11 protein-coding genes and 2 pseudogenes are annotated in these 18641 nt (G+C 64.1%); 5 read left to right on the top strand and 8 right to left on the bottom strand.

From position 1 onward, the window contains the following. Positions 1–236: 236 nt before the first annotated feature. A complete protein-coding gene (gene typA / locus OKW29_RS22815; RefSeq protein WP_429292705.1) occupies positions 237–2066 on the bottom strand; it encodes a translational GTPase TypA in 1830 nt (609 codons plus the stop codon). A gap of 326 nt (positions 2067–2392) precedes the next feature. Between typA and OKW29_RS22810 the strand changes: the two genes are divergently transcribed. The 4 genes from OKW29_RS22810 to OKW29_RS22795 all read left to right on the top strand — a co-directional run bounded on the left by OKW29_RS22810 (position 2393) and on the right by OKW29_RS22795 (position 7415). After that, the gene (locus OKW29_RS22810) at positions 2393–2908 is read left to right on the top strand and encodes a MarR family winged helix-turn-helix transcriptional regulator (RefSeq protein WP_429292704.1); all 516 of its coding nucleotides are present in this window, start codon (positions 2393–2395) and stop codon (positions 2906–2908) included. Positions 2909–2960: 52 nt separating this feature from the next. Then, on the top strand, positions 2961–4493 hold the full coding sequence (locus OKW29_RS22805; RefSeq protein ID WP_429292703.1) for an efflux transporter outer membrane subunit: 1533 nt from the start codon (positions 2961–2963) through the stop codon (positions 4491–4493). A gap of 83 nt (positions 4494–4576) precedes the next feature. Continuing rightward, entirely contained in the window at positions 4577–5818 is a 1242-nt protein-coding gene (locus OKW29_RS22800) for an EmrA/EmrK family multidrug efflux transporter periplasmic adaptor subunit (RefSeq protein WP_429292702.1), read from the top strand. Between the two features lie 34 nt (positions 5819–5852). Next, positions 5853–7415: a DHA2 family efflux MFS transporter permease subunit gene (locus tag OKW29_RS22795; protein ID WP_429292701.1), complete on the top strand. Its 1563-nt coding sequence runs from the start codon at positions 5853–5855 to the stop codon at positions 7413–7415. Positions 7416–7539: 124 nt separating this feature from the next. On the opposite strand, the pseudogene truB reads toward OKW29_RS22795, so the two are convergent. The 5 genes and pseudogenes from truB to rimP all read right to left on the bottom strand — a co-directional run bounded on the left by truB (position 7540) and on the right by rimP (position 14089). Then, positions 7540–8476, bottom strand: a pseudogene (gene truB / locus OKW29_RS22790) (tRNA pseudouridine(55) synthase TruB). A gap of 78 nt (positions 8477–8554) precedes the next feature. Then, positions 8555–8920, bottom strand: coding sequence for a 30S ribosome-binding factor RbfA (gene rbfA, locus OKW29_RS22785; RefSeq protein WP_008922231.1), 366 nt, complete (start codon positions 8918–8920; stop codon positions 8555–8557). A 222-nt stretch (positions 8921–9142) separates the two neighbouring features. Beyond that, on the bottom strand, positions 9143–12064 hold the full coding sequence (gene infB, locus OKW29_RS22780; RefSeq protein ID WP_429292700.1) for a translation initiation factor IF-2: 2922 nt from the start codon (positions 12062–12064) through the stop codon (positions 9143–9145). Positions 12065–12158: 94 nt separating this feature from the next. Beyond that, entirely contained in the window at positions 12159–13634 is a 1476-nt protein-coding gene (gene nusA / locus OKW29_RS22775) for a transcription termination factor NusA (RefSeq protein ID WP_176120042.1), read from the bottom strand. Next, the gene (gene rimP, locus OKW29_RS22770; protein WP_006052964.1) at positions 13631–14089 is read right to left on the bottom strand and encodes a ribosome maturation factor RimP; all 459 of its coding nucleotides are present in this window, start codon (positions 14087–14089) and stop codon (positions 13631–13633) included. The genes nusA and rimP overlap by 4 nt, the downstream gene beginning before the upstream one ends. 654 nt (positions 14090–14743) lie before the next feature. Between rimP and OKW29_RS22765 the strand changes: the two are divergent. Then, positions 14744–15213, top strand: a pseudogene (locus OKW29_RS22765) (IS110 family transposase); the annotation flags it as partial. 302 nt (positions 15214–15515) lie between these two features. Here the strand turns inward: OKW29_RS22765 and rluB are convergent. Further along, positions 15516–17291 carry a 23S rRNA pseudouridine(2605) synthase RluB gene (rluB, locus tag OKW29_RS22760; RefSeq protein ID WP_429292699.1) on the bottom strand — a complete coding sequence of 592 codons (1776 nt, stop codon included), beginning with the start codon at positions 17289–17291 and terminating at the stop codon, positions 15516–15518. 63 nt (positions 17292–17354) lie between these two features. Next, positions 17355–18398 carry an SMC-Scp complex subunit ScpB gene (gene scpB, locus OKW29_RS22755; RefSeq protein WP_429292698.1) on the bottom strand — a complete coding sequence of 348 codons (1044 nt, stop codon included), beginning with the start codon at positions 18396–18398 and terminating at the stop codon, positions 17355–17357. Positions 18399–18641: the final 243 nt, after the last annotated feature.

Below are 18641 nucleotides of genomic sequence, written 5' to 3'. Positions count from 1 at the left end.
ACAGGCGCAAAGCCTGTGATGGCGGGCGTTTCGCGGGCGACGGGGTGCCTTTTCACAGCGCGCAACAGTGTTCTGTGAGAAATGAAGGCGAACGGCGCAATGGGTGTCTACATGTGTGCCGCCCCGGAAAGTGGCAGGCATGGTGCAGCGCCAAACGTTTTGATGCGCCAAAAACAAGGAAGCCACCCGAAGGTGGCTTCCGCTTCCTGCTATCCAGACGGATATTCGAGTCCGGCTTATTCGCCGGCAACCTTGTTGCGGCTCGCGCTGCGGCGCTCGTGTTCCTTCAGGTAGCGCTTGCGCAGACGGATCGACTTTGGCGTGACTTCGACCAGCTCGTCGTCGTCGATGAACTCGACCGCGTATTCGAGCGACAGCTGAACCGGCGGCACGAGACGCACGGCTTCGTCGGTGCCAGACGCGCGCACGTTGGTAAGCTGCTTGCCCTTGATCGGGTTCACGACGAGATCGTTGTCGCGGCTGTGGATGCCGATGATCATGCCTTCATACAGCGCTTCTCCCGGCGCCACGAACATGCGGCCGCGGTCCTGCAGCTTCCACAGTGCGTACGCGACTGCCGCGCCGTCGTCCTGCGAGATCAGCACGCCGTTGCGACGTTCGCCGACTGCGCCTTCCTTGACCGGCTGGTAAGAATCGAACGTGTGGCTCATCAGACCCGTACCGCGCGTGAGCGTGAGGAATTCCGACTGGAAGCCGATCAGACCACGCGCCGAAATACGGTACTCGAGACGCGTGCGGCCACGGCCGTCCGATGCCATGTCGAGCATTTCGCCCTTGCGGCGGCCAAGTTCTTCCATTACGCCGCCCTGGTGGGTGTCTTCCATGTCGACGGTCAGATTTTCATACGGCTCGTGCTTCTCGCCGTCGATTTCCTGCATCACGACGCGCGGACGCGACACGGCCAGCTCGTAGCCTTCGCGGCGCATGTTTTCGACCAGAATGGTCAGGTGCAGCTCACCGCGGCCGGCCACTTCGAACGTCGTTTCGTCGCCGGTATCGCGCACGCGCAGCGCGACGTTGTGATTCAGTTCCTTCATCAGGCGGTCGCGAATCTGGCGGCTCGTGACGAACTTGCCTTCACGGCCCGCGAGCGGCGACGAGTTGACGAGGAAGTTCATTGTCAGCGTGGGTTCGTCGACGGTGATCATCGGCAGCGCTTCCGGCTGTTCCGGCGAGCAGATCGTCACGCCGATGCCCACTTCCTCGATACCGTTGATCAGCACGATGTCGCCCGCCTCGGCCGAGTCGACCTGCACGCGATCGAGACCCTTGAACGACAGCACCTGGTTGATCTTGCGATTGAGGATTTCGCCTTCCGGGCCCGATCGCACCGTGACGGCCATGCCCGGCTTGATGCGGCCGCGCGTGATACGGCCAATGCCGATACGACCAACGTACGACGAGTAGTCGAGCGACGTGATTTGCAGTTGCAGCGGACCTTCCGGGTCGGCCGGGCGCACCGGCACGTGCTGCAGGATTGCCTCGAACAAAGGACGCATGTCGCCGTCGCGTACATCAGGCGTGAGACCTGCGTAGCCGTTCAGGCCCGATGCGTAGACGATCGGAAAGTCGAGCTGCTCTTCGCTGGCGCCGAGCTTGTCGAACAGGTCGAAGGTCTGGTTGATCACCCAGTCGATCCGCGCGCCCGGACGGTCGACCTTGTTGACCACGACGATCGGCTTCAAACCCAGTGCGAGCGCCTTCTTCGTGACGAAGCGGGTTTGCGGCATCGGGCCTTCCACCGCGTCAACGAGCAGCAGCACCGAGTCGACCATCGACAGCACGCGCTCCACTTCGCCGCCGAAGTCGGCGTGCCCCGGCGTGTCGACGATATTGATGTGCGTGCCCTCATACTCCACCGCGCAGTTCTTCGACAGGATCGTGATGCCGCGCTCTTTTTCGATGTCGTTCGAGTCCATCACGCGCTCGGCGATCTGCTGGTTCTCGCGGAACGTGGCGGTCTGACGGAGGAGCTGGTCGACGAGCGTGGTCTTGCCGTGGTCGACGTGAGCAATGATGGCGATGTTGCGTAGGGCGCGGGTCATAGGAAACCTGAAGACGGTTGAGTGCGCCGCTTGCTTATGCTGCTGGTTGAGGAGCCAAACCACGACAACAAGCCCAAAGCGCACTTTTGGGAACCCAAAATTATAGCACGCACGGATGATCCTTTTCTGGTATTCCCCGATAGACCGTCCGCTCTCCGCGCCTGCGCGAGTTGCGCGAATCGCGCCTTGCCCCGCCCTACGTCATTCCGTACGGTTTGTTGCTTGAGCGCGAAATAATCCTTGCCTAAGCTGTATTAACGCTTGTCGCGTCAATCAACAGCCAGCTATACTAATGCCTAGTCAACCATTGCATTTGCACGAGAATCATGACGCAGCCGTCCAACGAATCCACCCCGGATCTCAGCGAGTACCAGCTCGGCGAAAGCGTCGGCTATCTCATCTCACGGGTGAAATCGACGCTATCAAACCTGATCTCGCAGCGCAGCATGGCCGAACTCGGCATCACCAGCCAGCAAGGCAGCATCCTGTTCATGGTGGCAAGCGGCAAATGCCTGCTCGCGGCTGAGTTGGCGCGTGAATACGGTATCGACGCAAGCGCCGTCACGCGCCTGATCGATCGGCTCGAAAAGCGCGGCCTGCTCACGCGGGTGCGCAGTAACGAAGACCGGCGCGTCGTGCGCCTCGCGTTGACGCCGGAAGGCCATGCGATCGCGGCTCGCATGCCGGCCATTTTCAACGGCGTGCTCGATAACCTGCTGAACGGGTTCACCCCGGAAGAAGTGGGCTTCCTGAAGAGCATGCTGCGTCGCGTGCTCGTTAATTCCGGCGAACACACGGGACTTTCCCGCGACCCCGCAAGCCATCCCGATAGCAAATCGTAATAGCTTGCTTGCTGCGTCCATCAATACATTCCACTCAAAGAAGAGTCGAGCGATGAAATCCCTTTCCCTGTCCGCGCCCGCGCTGTCGAGCCGGGCCGCTGTCGCCGCCGCGGCGACGGCGCTCGCCCTCACGGGGTGCGCGAACTACTTCGGCGTCAAAAGCGACAAGCAGATCGCGTCGCCGACGCAGTACGAGTCGACGCAGAGTCTGCCCAACGAGGGCGGCCAGTGGCCATCGCTCGACTGGGCCAACCAGTTCGGCGACCCGCAACTGCCGAAGCTGATCGCGGAAGCGCTCGAGGGCAGCCCGTCGATCGCCCAGGCGCAAGCGCGGCTCGCAAAGGCTTCGTCGTATATCGAAAGCTCGCGCGCGGCGCTGTTCCCGAAGGTCAGCGCGAGCTATTCGTGGACCCGCGAGCTGTACTCGGCAAACTCCCTTTACCCGCCTCCGTTCGGCGGCACCTGGTTTAGCGAGAACAACGTGCTCGCGAGCGCGTCGTGGGATCTCGACCTGTGGGGCAAGAACCGTCAGCGGCTCGGCCAGGCCGTGTCGCAGCAGAAAGCCGCCGAGGCCGATATGCAGCAGGCGCGCGTGACGCTCGCCGCGTCGGTCGCGAGCACCTACAACCAGCTCTCGCAGCTGTATGCGTTTCGCGACATCGCCGCGCGTGAAATCGCGAACCGCCAGGACGTCGGCCGTATCACGAATGACCGCGTGACGGCCGGCCTCGACACCAACGTCGAGAAGCAGACCGCCGCCGGCAACGTCGCGACGAGCCAGTCGAACCTGACCGACCTCGACGGACAGATCACCGTCGTGCGCTACCAGTTGGGCGCGCTGCTCGGCAAAGGCCCGGACCGTGGCCTGCAGATCGACAAGCCGGTGCTCACCGGCGGCGACGTGGTCGCTCTGCCGGACAACATCCCGGCCGACCTCGTGGCGCGTCGCGCGGACATCGTCGCCGCGCGCTGGCAGGTCGAAGCCGCGATGCATGACGTGAAGGAAGCGAAAGCCGAGTTCTACCCGGACGTGAATCTCGCGGCCGGCTTCGGCTTCGACGCGTTCGGCTGGGGCCGTTTCCTGACCGCGTCGAGCCGTCAGATCCAGTTCGGCCCGGCGATCCATCTGCCGATCTTCGACGCCGGCGCGTTGCGCGCGCAGTTGAAGGGCCGCTACGCCGACTTCGAGGGCGACGTCGCGAACTACAACCAGACGCTGATCAACGCGCTGCAGGACGTCTCGACGCAGGTCTCGTCGATCCGCTCGATCGACCGCCAGGAGGGTGACGCCCAGCGCGCGCTCGACGCGTCGAGCAAGGCGTACCAGCTCGCCGTAATCCGCTACAAGGCCGGCCTGTCGCCGCAGCTGCAGGTGCTCACCGCCGACGAAAACCGCCTTGCCGCCGAGCAGACGGTCACGGGTCTGCAGATGCGCCGCCGTAGTCTGCAGATCGGTCTGATCAAGGCACTGGGCGGCGGCTTCGACGCAACCCAGACCGGTCTCGTCGTGCCGACCGATGCTCCCGCATCGGCCAACGCCGCGAACCACGCCGCGAACCACGCCACGAGCACCGCCGCGAACTGAGCGAGCCCGCCCGCGCCGACGCACACGCATACACACGAACACCCGAATAAACGACGACGTTCAAAAGAACCCGGAGCACATCAATGAGCACCCCCCAGCAGCCCGCCACTCCACCGCAAGCGGCGAACAACGGCAAGCGCAAGCGCATGATGACGCTGCTCGTCATCGTGATCCTGATTGCCGCGGTCGCGTACGGCCTGTACTACTTCCTCGTCGCGCGCTTCCATGAAGACACCGACGATGCCTACGTGAGCGGCAACGTCGTGCAGATCACCCCGCAGGTCACGGGCACCGTGATCGCGGTCAACGCGGACGACACCCAGGTCGTCAAGGCCGGCGACCCGCTCGTCGTGCTCGACCCGGCCGACGCGCGCGTCGCACTCGAACAGGCCGAGGCCAATCTCGCGCAGGTGGTGCGCCAGGTGCGCGGCCTGTTCGCTGACGACAGCCAGTACGAAGCGCGGGTCGCGGCGAGCCAGGCCGATCTGTCGCGCGCCCAGGACGACCTGAAGCGCCGTATGACGATCGCGCAGACCGGCGCGGTATCGCAGGAAGAAATTTCGCACGCACGCGACTCCGTGAAGAGCGCGCAAGCCGCGCTCGACGCCGCCAAACAGCAACTCGCGGCAAACCGCGCGCTGACCGCGAACACCACGATCGCCGATCACCCGAACGTGCAGGCCGCCGCCGCGAAGCTGCGCGACGCATACCTGAACCACGCTCGCAATACTCTGCCGGCGCCGGTCACAGGCTATGTCGCAAAACGCTCGGTGCAGGTCGGCCAGCGCGTATCGCCCGGCTCGCCGCTGATGGCGATCGTGCCGCTGCATGACGTGTGGGTCGAGGCGAACTTCAAGGAAGTGCAACTGAAGCACATGCGCATCGGCCAGCCGGTCGAACTGACGGCCGACGTCTACGGCTCGTCGGTGCCGTATCACGGCAAGGTGGTCGGCTTCTCGGCCGGCACGGGTTCGGCGTTCTCGCTGCTGCCCGCGCAGAACGCGACCGGCAACTGGATCAAGGTCGTGCAGCGTCTGCCGGTGCGTATTTCGCTCGATCCGCAGGAACTGGAGAAGCATCCGCTGCGTATCGGTCTGTCGATGCAAGCTGACGTGAACATCAAGGACGACACCGGCGGCCAGCTCGGTCAGGCGCCGTCCACGGTTTACCAGACCAACGTCTTCGACAAGTACGGCGCGGAAGCCGATGCGGAAATCGCGCGCATCATCTCGGAAAACGCCGGCACGAACGCGAACGGCGGCGCGCAGAAGTCGACCGCGGCGAGCGCCGCGGCCGCCGCGAAACCGGCGGCCCATAAGAGCTGAGGGTCCGCCCGATGATTCATGGAAGGCTCTTTTAATGGCTCAGGCTCAGGCGCAAGTCCCTCACCCGCCGCTCGAGGGCGCGCAACTGGTGATCGGCACCATCGCGGTGTCGCTCGCCGTGTTCATGAACGTGCTCGACACGTCGATCGCGAACGTGTCGATCCCGTCGATTTCCGGCGACCTCGGCGTATCGTCCGACCAGGGCACGTGGGTGATTACGTCGTTCGCGGTGGCCAACGCGATCTCGGTGCCGCTGACCGGCTGGCTCACCGACCGCATCGGCCAGGTGCGGCTGTTCATGGCGTCGATCGTGCTGTTCGTGCTGTCGTCATGGATGTGCGGGCTGTCGCCGAACCTGCCGTTCCTGCTTGCGTCGCGCGTGCTGCAAGGCGCGGTGGCCGGCCCGATGATCCCGCTGTCGCAGACGCTGCTGCTCGCGAGCTATCCGCGCGCGAAGGCGCCAATGGCGCTATCGATGTGGGCGATGACCACGCTGATCGCACCGGTTGCCGGTCCGATCCTCGGCGGCTGGATTTCCGACAACATCTCGTGGCCGTGGATCTTCTACGTCAACATTCCCGTCGGCGCGGTCGCGGCCGCCGCGACGTGGATGATCTTCCGTAACCGCGATTCGGTCATCAGGAAGGCGCCAATCGACGGCGTCGGCCTCGGTCTTCTGATCGTCTGGGTCGGCTCGCTTCAGGTGATGCTCGACAAGGGCAAGGACCTCGACTGGTTCTCGTCGACGACGGTCGTCGTGCTCGCGCTCGTCGCGGTGATCGCGCTCGCGTTTTTTATCGTGTGGGAGTTGACGGCCGAGCATCCGGTGGTTGATCTGTCGCTGTTCAGCCGACGCAATTTCACCGGCGGCACGATCGCGCTGTCGATCGGCTATGGGCTTTACTTCGGCAATCTCGTGCTGTTGCCGCTGTGGCTCCAGACCGATATCGGCTACACGGCGACAGAAGCCGGACTCGTGATGGCACCCGTCGGTGTGTTCGCGATCCTGTTGTCGCCGCTGACCGGCAAGGTGCTGCCGCGTACCGATCCGCGCTATATCGCGACGCTGTCGTTCCTGATTTTCGCACTGTGTTTCTGGATGCGCTCGCGTTATACGACGGGCGTCGATACGTACTCGCTGATGCTGCCCACGCTGATTCAAGGTATCGGTATGGCCGGCTTCTTTATTCCGCTCGTGTCGATCACGCTGTCGGGCTTGCCGGGCCATCGGATTCCGGCGGCCTCGGGGCTGTCGAACTTCGTGCGGATCATGTGCGGCGGTATCGGCACGTCGATCTTCCAGACCGCCTGGGATCACCGCACGATCATGCATCACGCGCAACTGACCGAACAGGCGAATGCTTACAACCCAGCGTTCGGTCAATCGATTCATCAGATGGGCGCGGCGGGCCTGGATCAGCAGCAGACCTATGGTCTCTTCAACACCATGGTCACGCAGCAGGCCGCGCAGCTCGGCGTAAACGATCTGTTCTTCATTTCGGCCGGTATTTTTGTCGCGCTGATCGCGCTGATCTGGATCACGCGGCCGGAACGGGCAGGCGGCGATGCGGGAGCGGCGGCGGCCGCGGCACATTGAGGGGGGCGTTTGTGGTGTTGCTTTAGTTCGACACCGCTCCACCGGAGGGCATGATCAAAACGGGATCGCTCGATGGCGATCCCGTTTTTTTATTGTCCGCGCCGGGCTGGCAAAACGGCGACCTCTAGCTCTCCGTCGTCACGATCAGACGGTCGGGTGCGAGCACGCCTTCGCCCGGCTTCGCGACCCCGAGAAGCCGCCCCTGCGCCGAGTACACCCTCACGCGCGGGGGCATTCACCGCGTCGGCGGCGATCGTCAGCGACGACAGCTTCAGGCGCTGGCCGTGAAGGAAGCGGCGCGTGTCATCGTCGTTCAGACAGACCTGCGGGAACGTGGACAGCAGCGCGTCGACCGGTTGCAGCCATGCGTCGCGTTCGAGTTCAGTCGCGTCGGACAACGCGTCGAGCGTGACCGAATGCTCGAGCGTCAGCGCGCCGACGCCCGTGCGCCGCAGCGCGACCAGATGCGCGCCGCAGCCGAGCGCTTCGCCGATATCCTCGGCAAGCGTGCGCACATAGGTGCCCTTGCTGCACGTCACGCGAAACGTCACATCCGGCAACGCGCACGCAATCAGCTCGAGCGAGCGAATCGTCACCTGCCGCCCTTCCCGTTCGACCGTCTGGCCGGCGCGCGCGTACTCGTACAGCGGCTTGCCATCGCGCTTGAGCGCCGAGTACATCGGCGGAATCTGAACGATCTCGCCGATGAATTTCGGCAAGGCCGCCCGCACCGCCGCTTCGTCGCAGTCGACGGCGCGGATGTCGAACGCCTCGCCTTCGGCGTCGCCGGTGGTCGTGCGGATACCGAGGCGCATCGTCGCCTCGTAGGTCTTGTCGGCTTCGAGCAAGTCTTGCGAAAACTTGGTGGCCTCGCCGAAACACAGCGGCAGCAGGCCGGTTGCCAGCGGATCGAGCGTGCCGGTGTGGCCCGCCTTTTTCGCCAGATAAAGACGTTTCGCGCGAACCAGCGCGTCGTTGCTCGACAGGCCGAGCGGCTTGTCGAGCAGGAGCACGCCATCGAGCGCGCGACGCGGCACGCGGGGGCGTTGAGGTGCGGTCATGTCGAGGGAGGCAGAACGTTCGGGAAATGCGAAAAAAGGCGCCGCGCGCTACATGGAACGCCACGGCACGGCAGACGCTCAGTCGTCTTTCGCGCGCGTGGAATTTGCCTCGTCGATCAGACGCGACATCTCCACGGCGCGCTCGATCGTCTTGTCGTAGTGGAAATGCAGCGTCGGCACCGTGTGGATATGCAGGCGCTTGAACAGCAGATTGCGCAGATGGCCGGCAGCGTGCGTCAGCGCTTCGAGCGTTTGCTGCGGGTCGCCCGTCAGCGTCGTGAAGTAGACCTTTGCGTGCGCGTAGTCGGGCGTTAGCTCGACGCTCTGAAATGTGACGATGCCGATGCGCGGATCCTTGACCTCGCGCAGAAGCTCAGCCAGGTCGCGCTGGATCTGATCGGCGATCTGCACGTTGCGATTGGGAGTAGTACGTTTCTTAGGCATGGTGTTGTGTGCTCCGCTAAGACGGATGCAAAAAATTGGTTCGCGCGAGCCGTGTTCGATATTCGTTCGATACCACGGCGTCGCGGTCGCCGCGGCGGGGTGAGAGTCCATTTGCGACGAACGCGGCAACCAAGCCAGCAACAAATTCGACACTGCGGGCTCAAAAACAACGGGCGGAGCGGGCGTCAAGCCCGTTCCGCCCGCTGTGCCGTGCCGCGCGAATTACAGCGTACGCGCGACTTCGGTGACCTCGAAGACTTCGAACTGATCGCCTTCGACGATATCGTTGAAGTTCTTGATCGACATACCGCACTCGAAGCCCTGACGGACTTCTTTCACATCGTCCTTGAACCGCTTGAGCGAATCGAGTTCGCCCGTGAAGATCACGACGTTGTTGCGCAGCACGCGCACCGACGACGAGCGCTTGACGAAACCATCCGTGACCATACAGCCGGCCACCGTGCCGACCTTCGGCACCTTGAATACCTGGCGTACTTCGACCGTGCCCGTCACGACTTCGCGCTTCTCCGGCGCCAGCATGCCCGACATTGCCGCCTTCACGTCATCCACGGCGTCGTAGATGATGTTGTAGTAGCGGATGTCGACGCCATTAGCTTCCGCGAGCTTGCGAGCCTGCGCATCCGCACGGGTGTTGAAGCCGATGATGACCGCCTTCGACGCCGTCGCGAGATTGACGTCCGACTCGCTGATGCCGCCGACCGCTCCGTGCACGATTTGCACGCGTACTTCGTCGGTGGAGAGCTTCTGCAGCGACTGCACCAGCGCTTCCTGCGAACCCTGCACGTCGGCCTTGACGATGAGCGGCAGGTACTGCACTTCGCCCTCGCCCATCTGCTCGAGCATGTTCTCGAGCTTCGCGGCCTGCTGCTTTGCGAGCTTGACGTCGCGGAACTTGCCCTGACGGAACAGTGCAACTTCACGCGCCTTGCGCTCGTCCGGCATCACGATCACTTCTTCGCCAGCCTGCGGCACTTCCGACAGACCCTGGATTTCGACCGGGATCGACGGACCCGCGGACTTGGTCGGCTTGCCGGTTTCGTCGAGCATGGCACGGACGCGACCGTAGGCGCTGCCTGCCAGCACGACGTCGCCGCGGTTCAGCGTACCTGACTGGACGAGGATCGTTGCGACCGGACCCTTACCCTTGTCAAGCTTCGCTTCGATGACGAGACCCTTGGCCGGCGATTCGACCGGTGCCTTCAGCTCCAGCACCTCGGCCTGCAGCAGCACGTTTTCGAGCAGATCGTCGATGCCCGCGCCGGTCTTCGCCGACACCGGCACGAACGGCGAGTCGCCGCCGTACTCTTCCGGCACGACGCCTTCCGTGACGAGCTCCTGCTTCACGCGCTCCGGATTCGCTTCCGGCTTGTCGATCTTGTTGATCGCGACGACGAGCGGCACGCCGCCAGCCTTCGCGTGGGAGATCGCTTCCTTCGTCTGCGGCATCACGCCGTCGTCGGCGGCCACCACCAGGATCACGATATCGGTCGCCTTCGCACCGCGGGCACGCATTGCCGTAAAGGCTTCGTGACCCGGCGTGTCGAGGAACGTGATCACGCCGCGCGGCGTTTCGACGTGGTAGGCGCCGATGTGCTGCGTAATACCGCCCGCTTCGCCTGCCGCAACCTTCGCGCGGCGGATGTAGTCGAGCAGCGAGGTCTTGCCGTGGTCGACGTGGCCCATCACCGTGACGACCGGCGGACGTGGCAGCGCTTCGGCGTCGCCCGCTTCGCCTTCGACCAGCATGGCTTCCGGATCGTCCAGCTTCGCCGCGAGCGCATGGTGGCCCAGTTCCTCGACGATGATCATCGCCGTTTCCTGGTCCAGCATCTGGTTGATCGTGACCATCTGGCCGAGCTTCATCATCACCTTGATGACTTCCGAAGCCTTCACCGCCATCTTGTGCGCGAGATCCGCGACCGTGATGGTTTCCGGCACATGCACTTCACGCACGATCGGTTCGGTCGGCGCCTGGAACGTGGTGTTCTGCTCCTGATGCTTGCCACGCCCCTTCGGACCGCCGCGCCAGCCACGATCGACGCCGCCGCTCGAATCGCCGCGCGTCTTGATGCCGCGGCGCTTCGCTGCGTCGTCCTGCCAGCCGCTCTTACCGCCGCCCGGCTTCTTCTTGTCGCCCGCCGACGGTGCGCTCGCGGGCGCCGGAGTCGCGGCGGTTGCCGGCTTTCTCGCTGCCGGGCGCGCCGGTGCTTCACCAGCCGGACGCGCCGGCTTATGCAGCGTGCCCTTGGCTTCGGCCGCCTTGGCCGGCTCGACGGGCTTCGGTGCCGGTTCCGGCGCCTTCACCTGCGCCTTGCGCGGCGTGTTCATCATTTCGCGAATCGCGCGCGCTTCGGCTTCGGCCGCCGCGCGGCGCTTGGCGATTTCTTCCTGTTCGGCGCGCGCCTTTTCGGCGGCCACGCGCGCGGCGTCTTCCGCTTTCTTCGCGGCTTCGCGTTGCGCGGCGCGTTCCGCTGCCGCGCGTTCGTCGTCCTGCTCGTTTGCCTTCTCGGCAACCGGTGCAGCGGCTTTCGCCGCCGCCTGCTGGGCCTTCTCGCGAGCCGCCGCCTCGGCCGCAGCCGCTGCGCGCTTCTTTGCATCTTCTTCCGCGCGCTGACGCTCGGCTTCCGCGGCCTGCTCGCGCGCCTGACGGTCGACTTCTTCGCGCTCGAGCTGTTCCTGGCGCGCCTTCAGCTCCTGCGCCTGCTTTTCGAGCAGCTCAGCTTCGTGACGTGCTTCTTCCTCACGACGCTGCAGTTCGAGATCTTCTGCGTCCGCATTCTCGGCCACATGATTCGATGCATCCCCGCCTTCCGCGACAGTCTCGTCGCGGCGGACGAACGTGCGCTTCTTGCGCACCTCGACCTGAATGGTGCGAGCTTTGCCCGTCGCATCGGACTGCTTGATCTCCGACGTATGCCGTTTCGTCAGCGTGATCTTGCGCTTGTCTGCATCAGTCGAGCCGTGAGACTTGCGCAAGTGGTCGAGCAGACGCGCCTTGTCCGTTTCGGACAAGGAGTCGGCTTCGCTCGCTTTTGTGACGCCAGCTGCCTGCAGCTGCTCAAGCAGCACGCCTGCAGGCATTTTCAGTTCCGCGGCAAATTGGGCTACGTTGTTACTCGCCATTCATTCCTCTTAATGCAAGGACCGATTCCTTGCGGTTAGCATCGGGTCATGCGGCCTGACGGCCGCGTTCAATTCAGTGCGCCATGGTCATTTCTCACTGGAACCAGTGTTCACGTGCTTTCATGATCAACGCCTTAGCGGCATCCTCTCCCATCCCAGTCATCTCGACCAATTCATCCACGGCCAGCTCGGCGAGTTCGTCGCGCGTCTGGATCTGATGTTCGGCCAGTTTCGCGAGCAGGTCGGCGTCCATGCCGTCCAGGCTCTTCAGGTCGAGCGCTACATTCTCGACCTTTTCTTCGTTCGCGATCGCCATCGTCAACAGCGCGTCGCGCGAGCGGTTGCGCAGTTCGTGAACGGTGTCTTCGTCGAATGCCTCGATTTCGAGCATTTCGTTGAGCGGCACGTAGGCGATCTCTTCGAGGCTCGTGAAGCCTTCGTCGATCAGGATGTCGGCGACTTCCTCGTCGACATCGAGACGCGCCATGAACAGGTCGCGCAGGACGCCGCGCTCCTGATTCTGCTTCTGCGCAGATTCGTCCGGCGTCATGATGTTGATCTGCCAGCCGGTGAGCTCGCTGGCAAGCCGCACGTTCTGGCCGCTGCGGCCGATCGCAACCGCGAGTTCGTTCTCGTCGACGACGACGTCCATCGAATGCTTTTCTTCATCGACGACGATCGACTGCACGGCTGCCGGCGCGAGCGCGCCGATCACGAACTGGGCGGGGTCTTCCGACCATAGCACGATGTCGACGTTTTCGCCACCGAGCTCGTTGCGTACGGCCTGCACGCGCGAGCCGCGAATACCGACGCAGGTGCCGATCGGATCGATGCGCTTGTCATAAGCCACCACACCGATCTTCGCGCGCACGCCCGGATCGCGAGCCGCCGCCTTGATCTCGAGCAGGCCCTGCTCGATTTCCGGCACTTCCATCTCGAACAGCTTCATCAGGAATTCCGGCGCCGTACGCGACAGCTCGATCTGCGGACCACGCGCGGTGCGGTCGACCTTCGCGATATACGCGCGCACGCGGTCGCCCACCCGAAGGTTTTCCTTCGGGATCAGCTGGTCGCGGCGCAGCAACGCTTCGACGCGGCCCGATTCGACGATGAAGTTGCCCTTGTCGAGGCGCTTCACCGAGCCGGTCATGATGTGTTCGCCGCGCTCGAGGAAGTCGTTCAGGATCTGCTCGCGCTCGGCGTCGCGCACCTTCTGCAGGATCACCTGCTTGGCGGCCTGCGCGCCGATACGGCCGAATTCGATCGACGGCACCGGCTCCTCGATGAACTCGTCGAGCTGAATATCGGGCTGCTGCTCGCGCGCCTCGAACAGCAGAATTTCCTGATCCGGTTCCTGCAGACCTGCTTCGTCCGGCACCACCTTCCAGCGGCGAAACGTTTCGTGCTCGCCGCTTTCACGGTCGATGTGGACGCGGATGTCCGCATCTTCTTCGAAGAGTTTCTTGGAGGCCGAAGCGAGAGCCGCTTCGAGCGCGGCAAATACCACGTCCTTATCGACATTCTTCTCGCGTGCCAGCGCATCCACCAGCATCAACACTTCGCGACTCATTGTTTGCGGCTCCTAAAGTCAACTTTCGGAACAAGGCGCGCCTTGTCCATGTCCGCGAGCGTGAAATCGAGCATCGCGGCCCCTTCTTTTCCTTCAAATTCCAGACCGATCGTCTCGCCTTGCGGAGCATGCAAAATGCCCCGGTACGATTTCCGACCGTCCAATGGCTTTTTCAGTGTGATAACCGCTTCGCTGCCCGCGAAACGTTCAAAATCCGCCAGTTTCTTCAGCGGGCGATCGAGACCGGGTGACGATACTTCGAGCCGCTCGTAATCGATATTTTCGACCGTCAGAACGTGCTGGAGCTGACGCGTGACTTTCTCGCAGTCTTCGATTGCGATGCCGGCTGGCTGGTCGATATAGATACACAACATGCCGCGCCCGGTGCGCTCGAGATCGACGAGCTCGTAGCCGAGTCCCACGACCGTGGTTTCAATCAGTTCCGTCAGTTGCACAGTGCCCTCTTAGATGTTCGCGCAGCGAGCCTCGCCTCTTCTGCAAACAACCAATGCGGGCCGCGCGCCAAGCCGGCGCACGTTCGTGCGAACCCGAGATGCCGAACCACGATGAACTGAGCGGCAAAAAAAAATGGGCTGAACGCCCATCATCTTATTGCCGGTGGTCGCACCTGAGCCGCACATGAAACCGTACGCCCAGCGACTTCGCGATTGTAGCCATTTTCCGGCCCAAACGCAATCCGCGGAACGCCGGGCGATGCGCATTTCCGCTTGATTTGATAGGAATCTTTCGGCAATGTGGGGGCAAATCCGGGCTTTTGCAAGGCCGCCCGAGCCGTCGGGAAGGGGAGCCGGACTGGCCACGCCAACACTTTGCGGCGATGCGTCCTGTCGGTCTTCAGCGCAGTTTCGCACGGCGTTTGACGCATCGGAACGCCGTGCGAACGCGGCAAACAAGAGGCGGCATAAAATCGCCAAGAACGATAAACGGCTCGGCCGGGAAGCACTCGACATTGCTAGTCAGTATGCAGTATGACTCCCGTGAGGCAATGGCTGGCCCGCCGTAAGGAATCAAGCGCGGGTTAGCATTGCAGCCAGAGCAGCACAGTGCGGACACGGCCGCTCCCGGCGATTTCCGGCACGGAGGCCAGCATGGAAGACGATAGCACGCTGTGCGTCGGTCTCGATGTACACAAGGACTCGATCAAAGTCGCGTATGGGCCGGGCTCGGGCGAAGTCGAACTGCTGGGCAAGATCGGTATGACGCAGGCTGATATCCATCACCTGTGCAGGCGCCTGCAGTCGAAAGTGCGGCATATCTGCGTTGCCTGCGAGGCCGGTCCATGCGGCTACGGACTTTACCGGCAGTTCGTGCAGAAGGGATTCGGGTGCATCGTGTGCGCCCGATCGCTGATTCCGAAAAAACCGGGTGAACGGGTCAAGACTGAGCGGCGTGATGCGATCAAGCTTGTGCGGTCTTTGCGCGCCGGTGACCTCTCCGCGGTGTACGTGCCGAGCGACGACGACGAAGCGTTCCGCGATCTGGCACGGACGTGGGTGGCGCCAAAGACGACCTGAAGCGCGCACGGCAACGCGTGAAGGCCTTTCTACTCTCGCTTGGGACGAGTAACCCGCGACCAGGCTACGCAACGGACTACTGCATCCGACTTGCGGTTCCAGATAGCGGCAGGCTCATTGGGCGGACATCTGTAGTGCGGTACCCAACCCGCGGATATCAGCTTGATCCACCGCCGAAATGTACTGCTACGCCGCCCTGAGGAAATTCCGGCAACATAAATTCGAGAAACTAAAAACCCGATCCCGATTGACACCGGGAGTCATATCAGCCTGGCAGGTCATGCGAACTGCACCAAAGGGTATGGCCGTTCAACGGCCACCCCTCAAACGCGGTACAGCGCCCCGCTCAACGGCCGCGCGAGCGACCGCGCGCCGTGCCGCCGCCACGAATCGCGCCGCCCGAACCCGCGTTGCCGCCGGCACGGTTGGCGTTGCCGCCACGATTGCCGCCCGGCCCGCGATTGCCGCCGCTGTCGCCGGACGCGCCGGCACGCTTGCCGCCAGTGCGCGCACGGTTGCCGTTGGGCGACGACGCGCGGTTGCCGTCGACGTCGCGGCCGCGCTGCCCCCCGGCGCCGCGATTGCCCACACCGACACCGGAACCAGTGCCGCCCCCCATGCCCGCGCCGAAGCCACCGCCCGCCGCGCCACGGCGACCCTGTCCGCGCGGCTGCTGCTCGAAGCGGCTGTGCGACATCAACACCGGCTCGCGGTTGATAAAGCCCATCGACGTCTGCATCGGATCCGGCTGACGACGCTCCGGCGCCGCATTGCGGCTACCGCGCTCCTCAGTCGGCGCCTTCAGGCCGACCGATGCCATCAATGCGCGCACCTGATTGTCCTCGAGTTCTTCCCAGCGGCCGCGCTTCAGACCACGCGGCAGGGAGATCGGGCCGTGGCGCGTACGGATCAGCCGGCTGACCATCAGGCCGGCCGCTTCGAACATGCGGCGTACTTCGCGATTCCGCCCTTCGGCGAGCGCGACGTGGTACCAGTGATTCGTGCCTTCGCCGCCGCCATCGCGGATGCGCAAGAAATTCGCCGGGCCGTCCTCGAGTTCGACGCCGTTTAGCAGCTTCTGACGCATACCCTCGGCGAGTTCGCCGACGACACGCACCGCGTATTCGCGCTCGACGCTATAACGCGGATGCATGAACCGGTTCGCGAGATCGCCCGAGGTGGTCAGCATCAGAAGACCTTCGGTGTTGAAGTCGAGACGCCCGACCGCGACCCACTTGGCCGTTTTCATCGGTGGCAGCTTGTCGAACACCGATGGACGGCCTTCCGGGTCCGCGTGGCTGACGATTTCGCCGGTCGGTTTGTGGTACAGCAGCACGCGCGGCGGCTTGCTGGCGAGCCTGCGCTTGACCGGCTTGCCGTTGATCCGGACCTGGTCGGTCGGCATGATGCGCTGGCCGATGTGCGCCGGTTCGCCGTTCACCGACACGCGGCCGGCGATGATCAGCTCTTCCATGTCGCGGCGCGAGCCCATGCCCGCCTCGGCGAGCACCTTGTGCAGCTTCGGCGCGTCGTCATCGGGCGACAGCACGCGCTTCGGGCCCGCTGCCTTGCCACGGCGCAGCATCGGCGCGCGTACGCCGCCAGTCGTGGTGTTGTCGGCGTCGAATGCGGGCGACGTCACGTATGAGAACAGATCGTCCTGAGCTGACTCCGCGGCCGCATCGGCGCCGCGGCGATTCTGGCGCTGGCCCTCACGTTGACCTTCGCGCGGCTGACGTTCGCGCTGGTCTTCGCGTGATACGCCCTCGCGCTTCGCACCGCCAGCGTTACGACGCCCGCCCTGTTTCGCGCCCGCGTCCTTGCGCGGCGTGCGCACCTGGGCGACGACCTCGCCGTCCGGCGGCGTTTCGGCGACGACCGGCCCGCCTTGCGCGGGCGCGCCCTCGGCTGCCTTCGTCTTCGCGCCGGCGCGGCGTCGCGCGATCAGGCTGCGCGGCCCGCGACGCAGACCGCGGCGGGGGCGCTCTTCGCCCTCTGCTTCCGCGCCATGAGCCGGGCGCTCGCCCTCGCCTGCCGCCGCTTGCGTAGTGCGTTCGTCGGTCCGCGCCGACGGCACGGGGCGCTCGGATTCGGACGAATCGGTGTCGTGGGTATGTGTCAAAACAACCTCAAAATGTCAGGTCGCGCGCGCCCGTTGCGGGCGCGGCAAAAAAGTTCGGTTACGTCAGGCGCTGCGCGACTCGGTTTCGTCGTCGGTCAGAAAACCTGCGTCCTGCGCGGCATCGCGGCGATCCTCGGGATCGCCGTGCGCCGCCTCGATCGGATTCGGCTCAGCAGCGTGCTCCGTATTGTGAGCCACGTCCGAGCCGTGCGCGGGTATTGCCGGATCGGTCTGGGCGACCGGATCGTAATGCTGTGCCGAGCCGGCGACGCTGGTCTGCGCTGCCGTGGGTGCCGGTTCGGGCTGTTGTTGCGTGTCGTGCAGCGCGCTCGACGCGTCTGACGCACTCGTCGTGCCGGCCTGCCCGGTCGCTTCCGCACGGGGCTCCGGTTCGAGCGTCGACTCGGCTACCGTCTCGGGAGGCGCTGCCTCAAATCCCGACGCGGCGTGCTGCGCCGCTTCCGGCGGAGCCGGCTCGCCAGCCTCACCCGCGATGTCGTGCCCGGCATCCTGCACCGGCTGCTGCATGCTTTGCGCGTCGCCCTCGGCAAACTCGATCGCGTGCTGACCCAGCAGATCCGCGTTCAGTTGTGCGGACGGATCGGCAAGCGGAGGCAACTCGTCAAGCGCCGTTAGACCAAGGTCATCGAGGAACTGGCGCGTGGTCGCATACAGCGCCGGACGCCCCGGCACGTCGCGATGACCGATCACCTCGATCCAGCCGCGATCCTCGAGCTGCTTGACGACCTGCGTATTCACCGTCACACCGCGAATTTCTTCGATATCGCCCCGTGTCACCGGTTGCCGGTAGGCAATGATCGCGAGCGTTTCGAGCACCGCGCGCGAATATTTCGGCGGTTTTTCCGGATGCAGCCGATCCAGGTACGAACGCATCGCGGGCTTGCTTTGAAACCGCCAGCCCGACGCCAGCCCGACCAGCTCCACACCGCGCCCAGACCAGTCCCGCTTCAGGTCTTCGAGCAAGGTCCGAACAGTGTCCGCCGACACGCCGTCGGCAAAGAGCTTGCGCAATTCGCCGAGCTTTAACGGCTCCTGCGCGCAGATCAAGGCAGTCTCGAGGACGATCTTCGCCTCTTGGGTATTCATGCAGCTAGGTCAGACCCTGTGGTCAAAGAACCGGATCAAACAGACGATGTGGAACTGAAGACGCGCTCGCCCGATTCTGATCGGTCATATTGATGGGAGCACGCACCGGGGGGTGGCGAACAGACTTATCGAGCCAGACCCAGCCGGACGGAGCGGCGATATTCCTGAAAGGAATCGCGTGACTGAGCGCCATATTACGCAAAAACGACCGGGGCGTAAAGCCGCGATCTGCCGTGCATCTTC

It is taken from the genome of Paraburkholderia sp. CI3 (genome assembly GCF_050436505.1).
In the GTDB taxonomy this organism is placed as follows: domain Bacteria; phylum Pseudomonadota; class Gammaproteobacteria; order Burkholderiales; family Burkholderiaceae; genus Paraburkholderia; species Paraburkholderia tuberum.
This window is presented reverse-complemented; position numbering and strand designations above follow the sequence as displayed.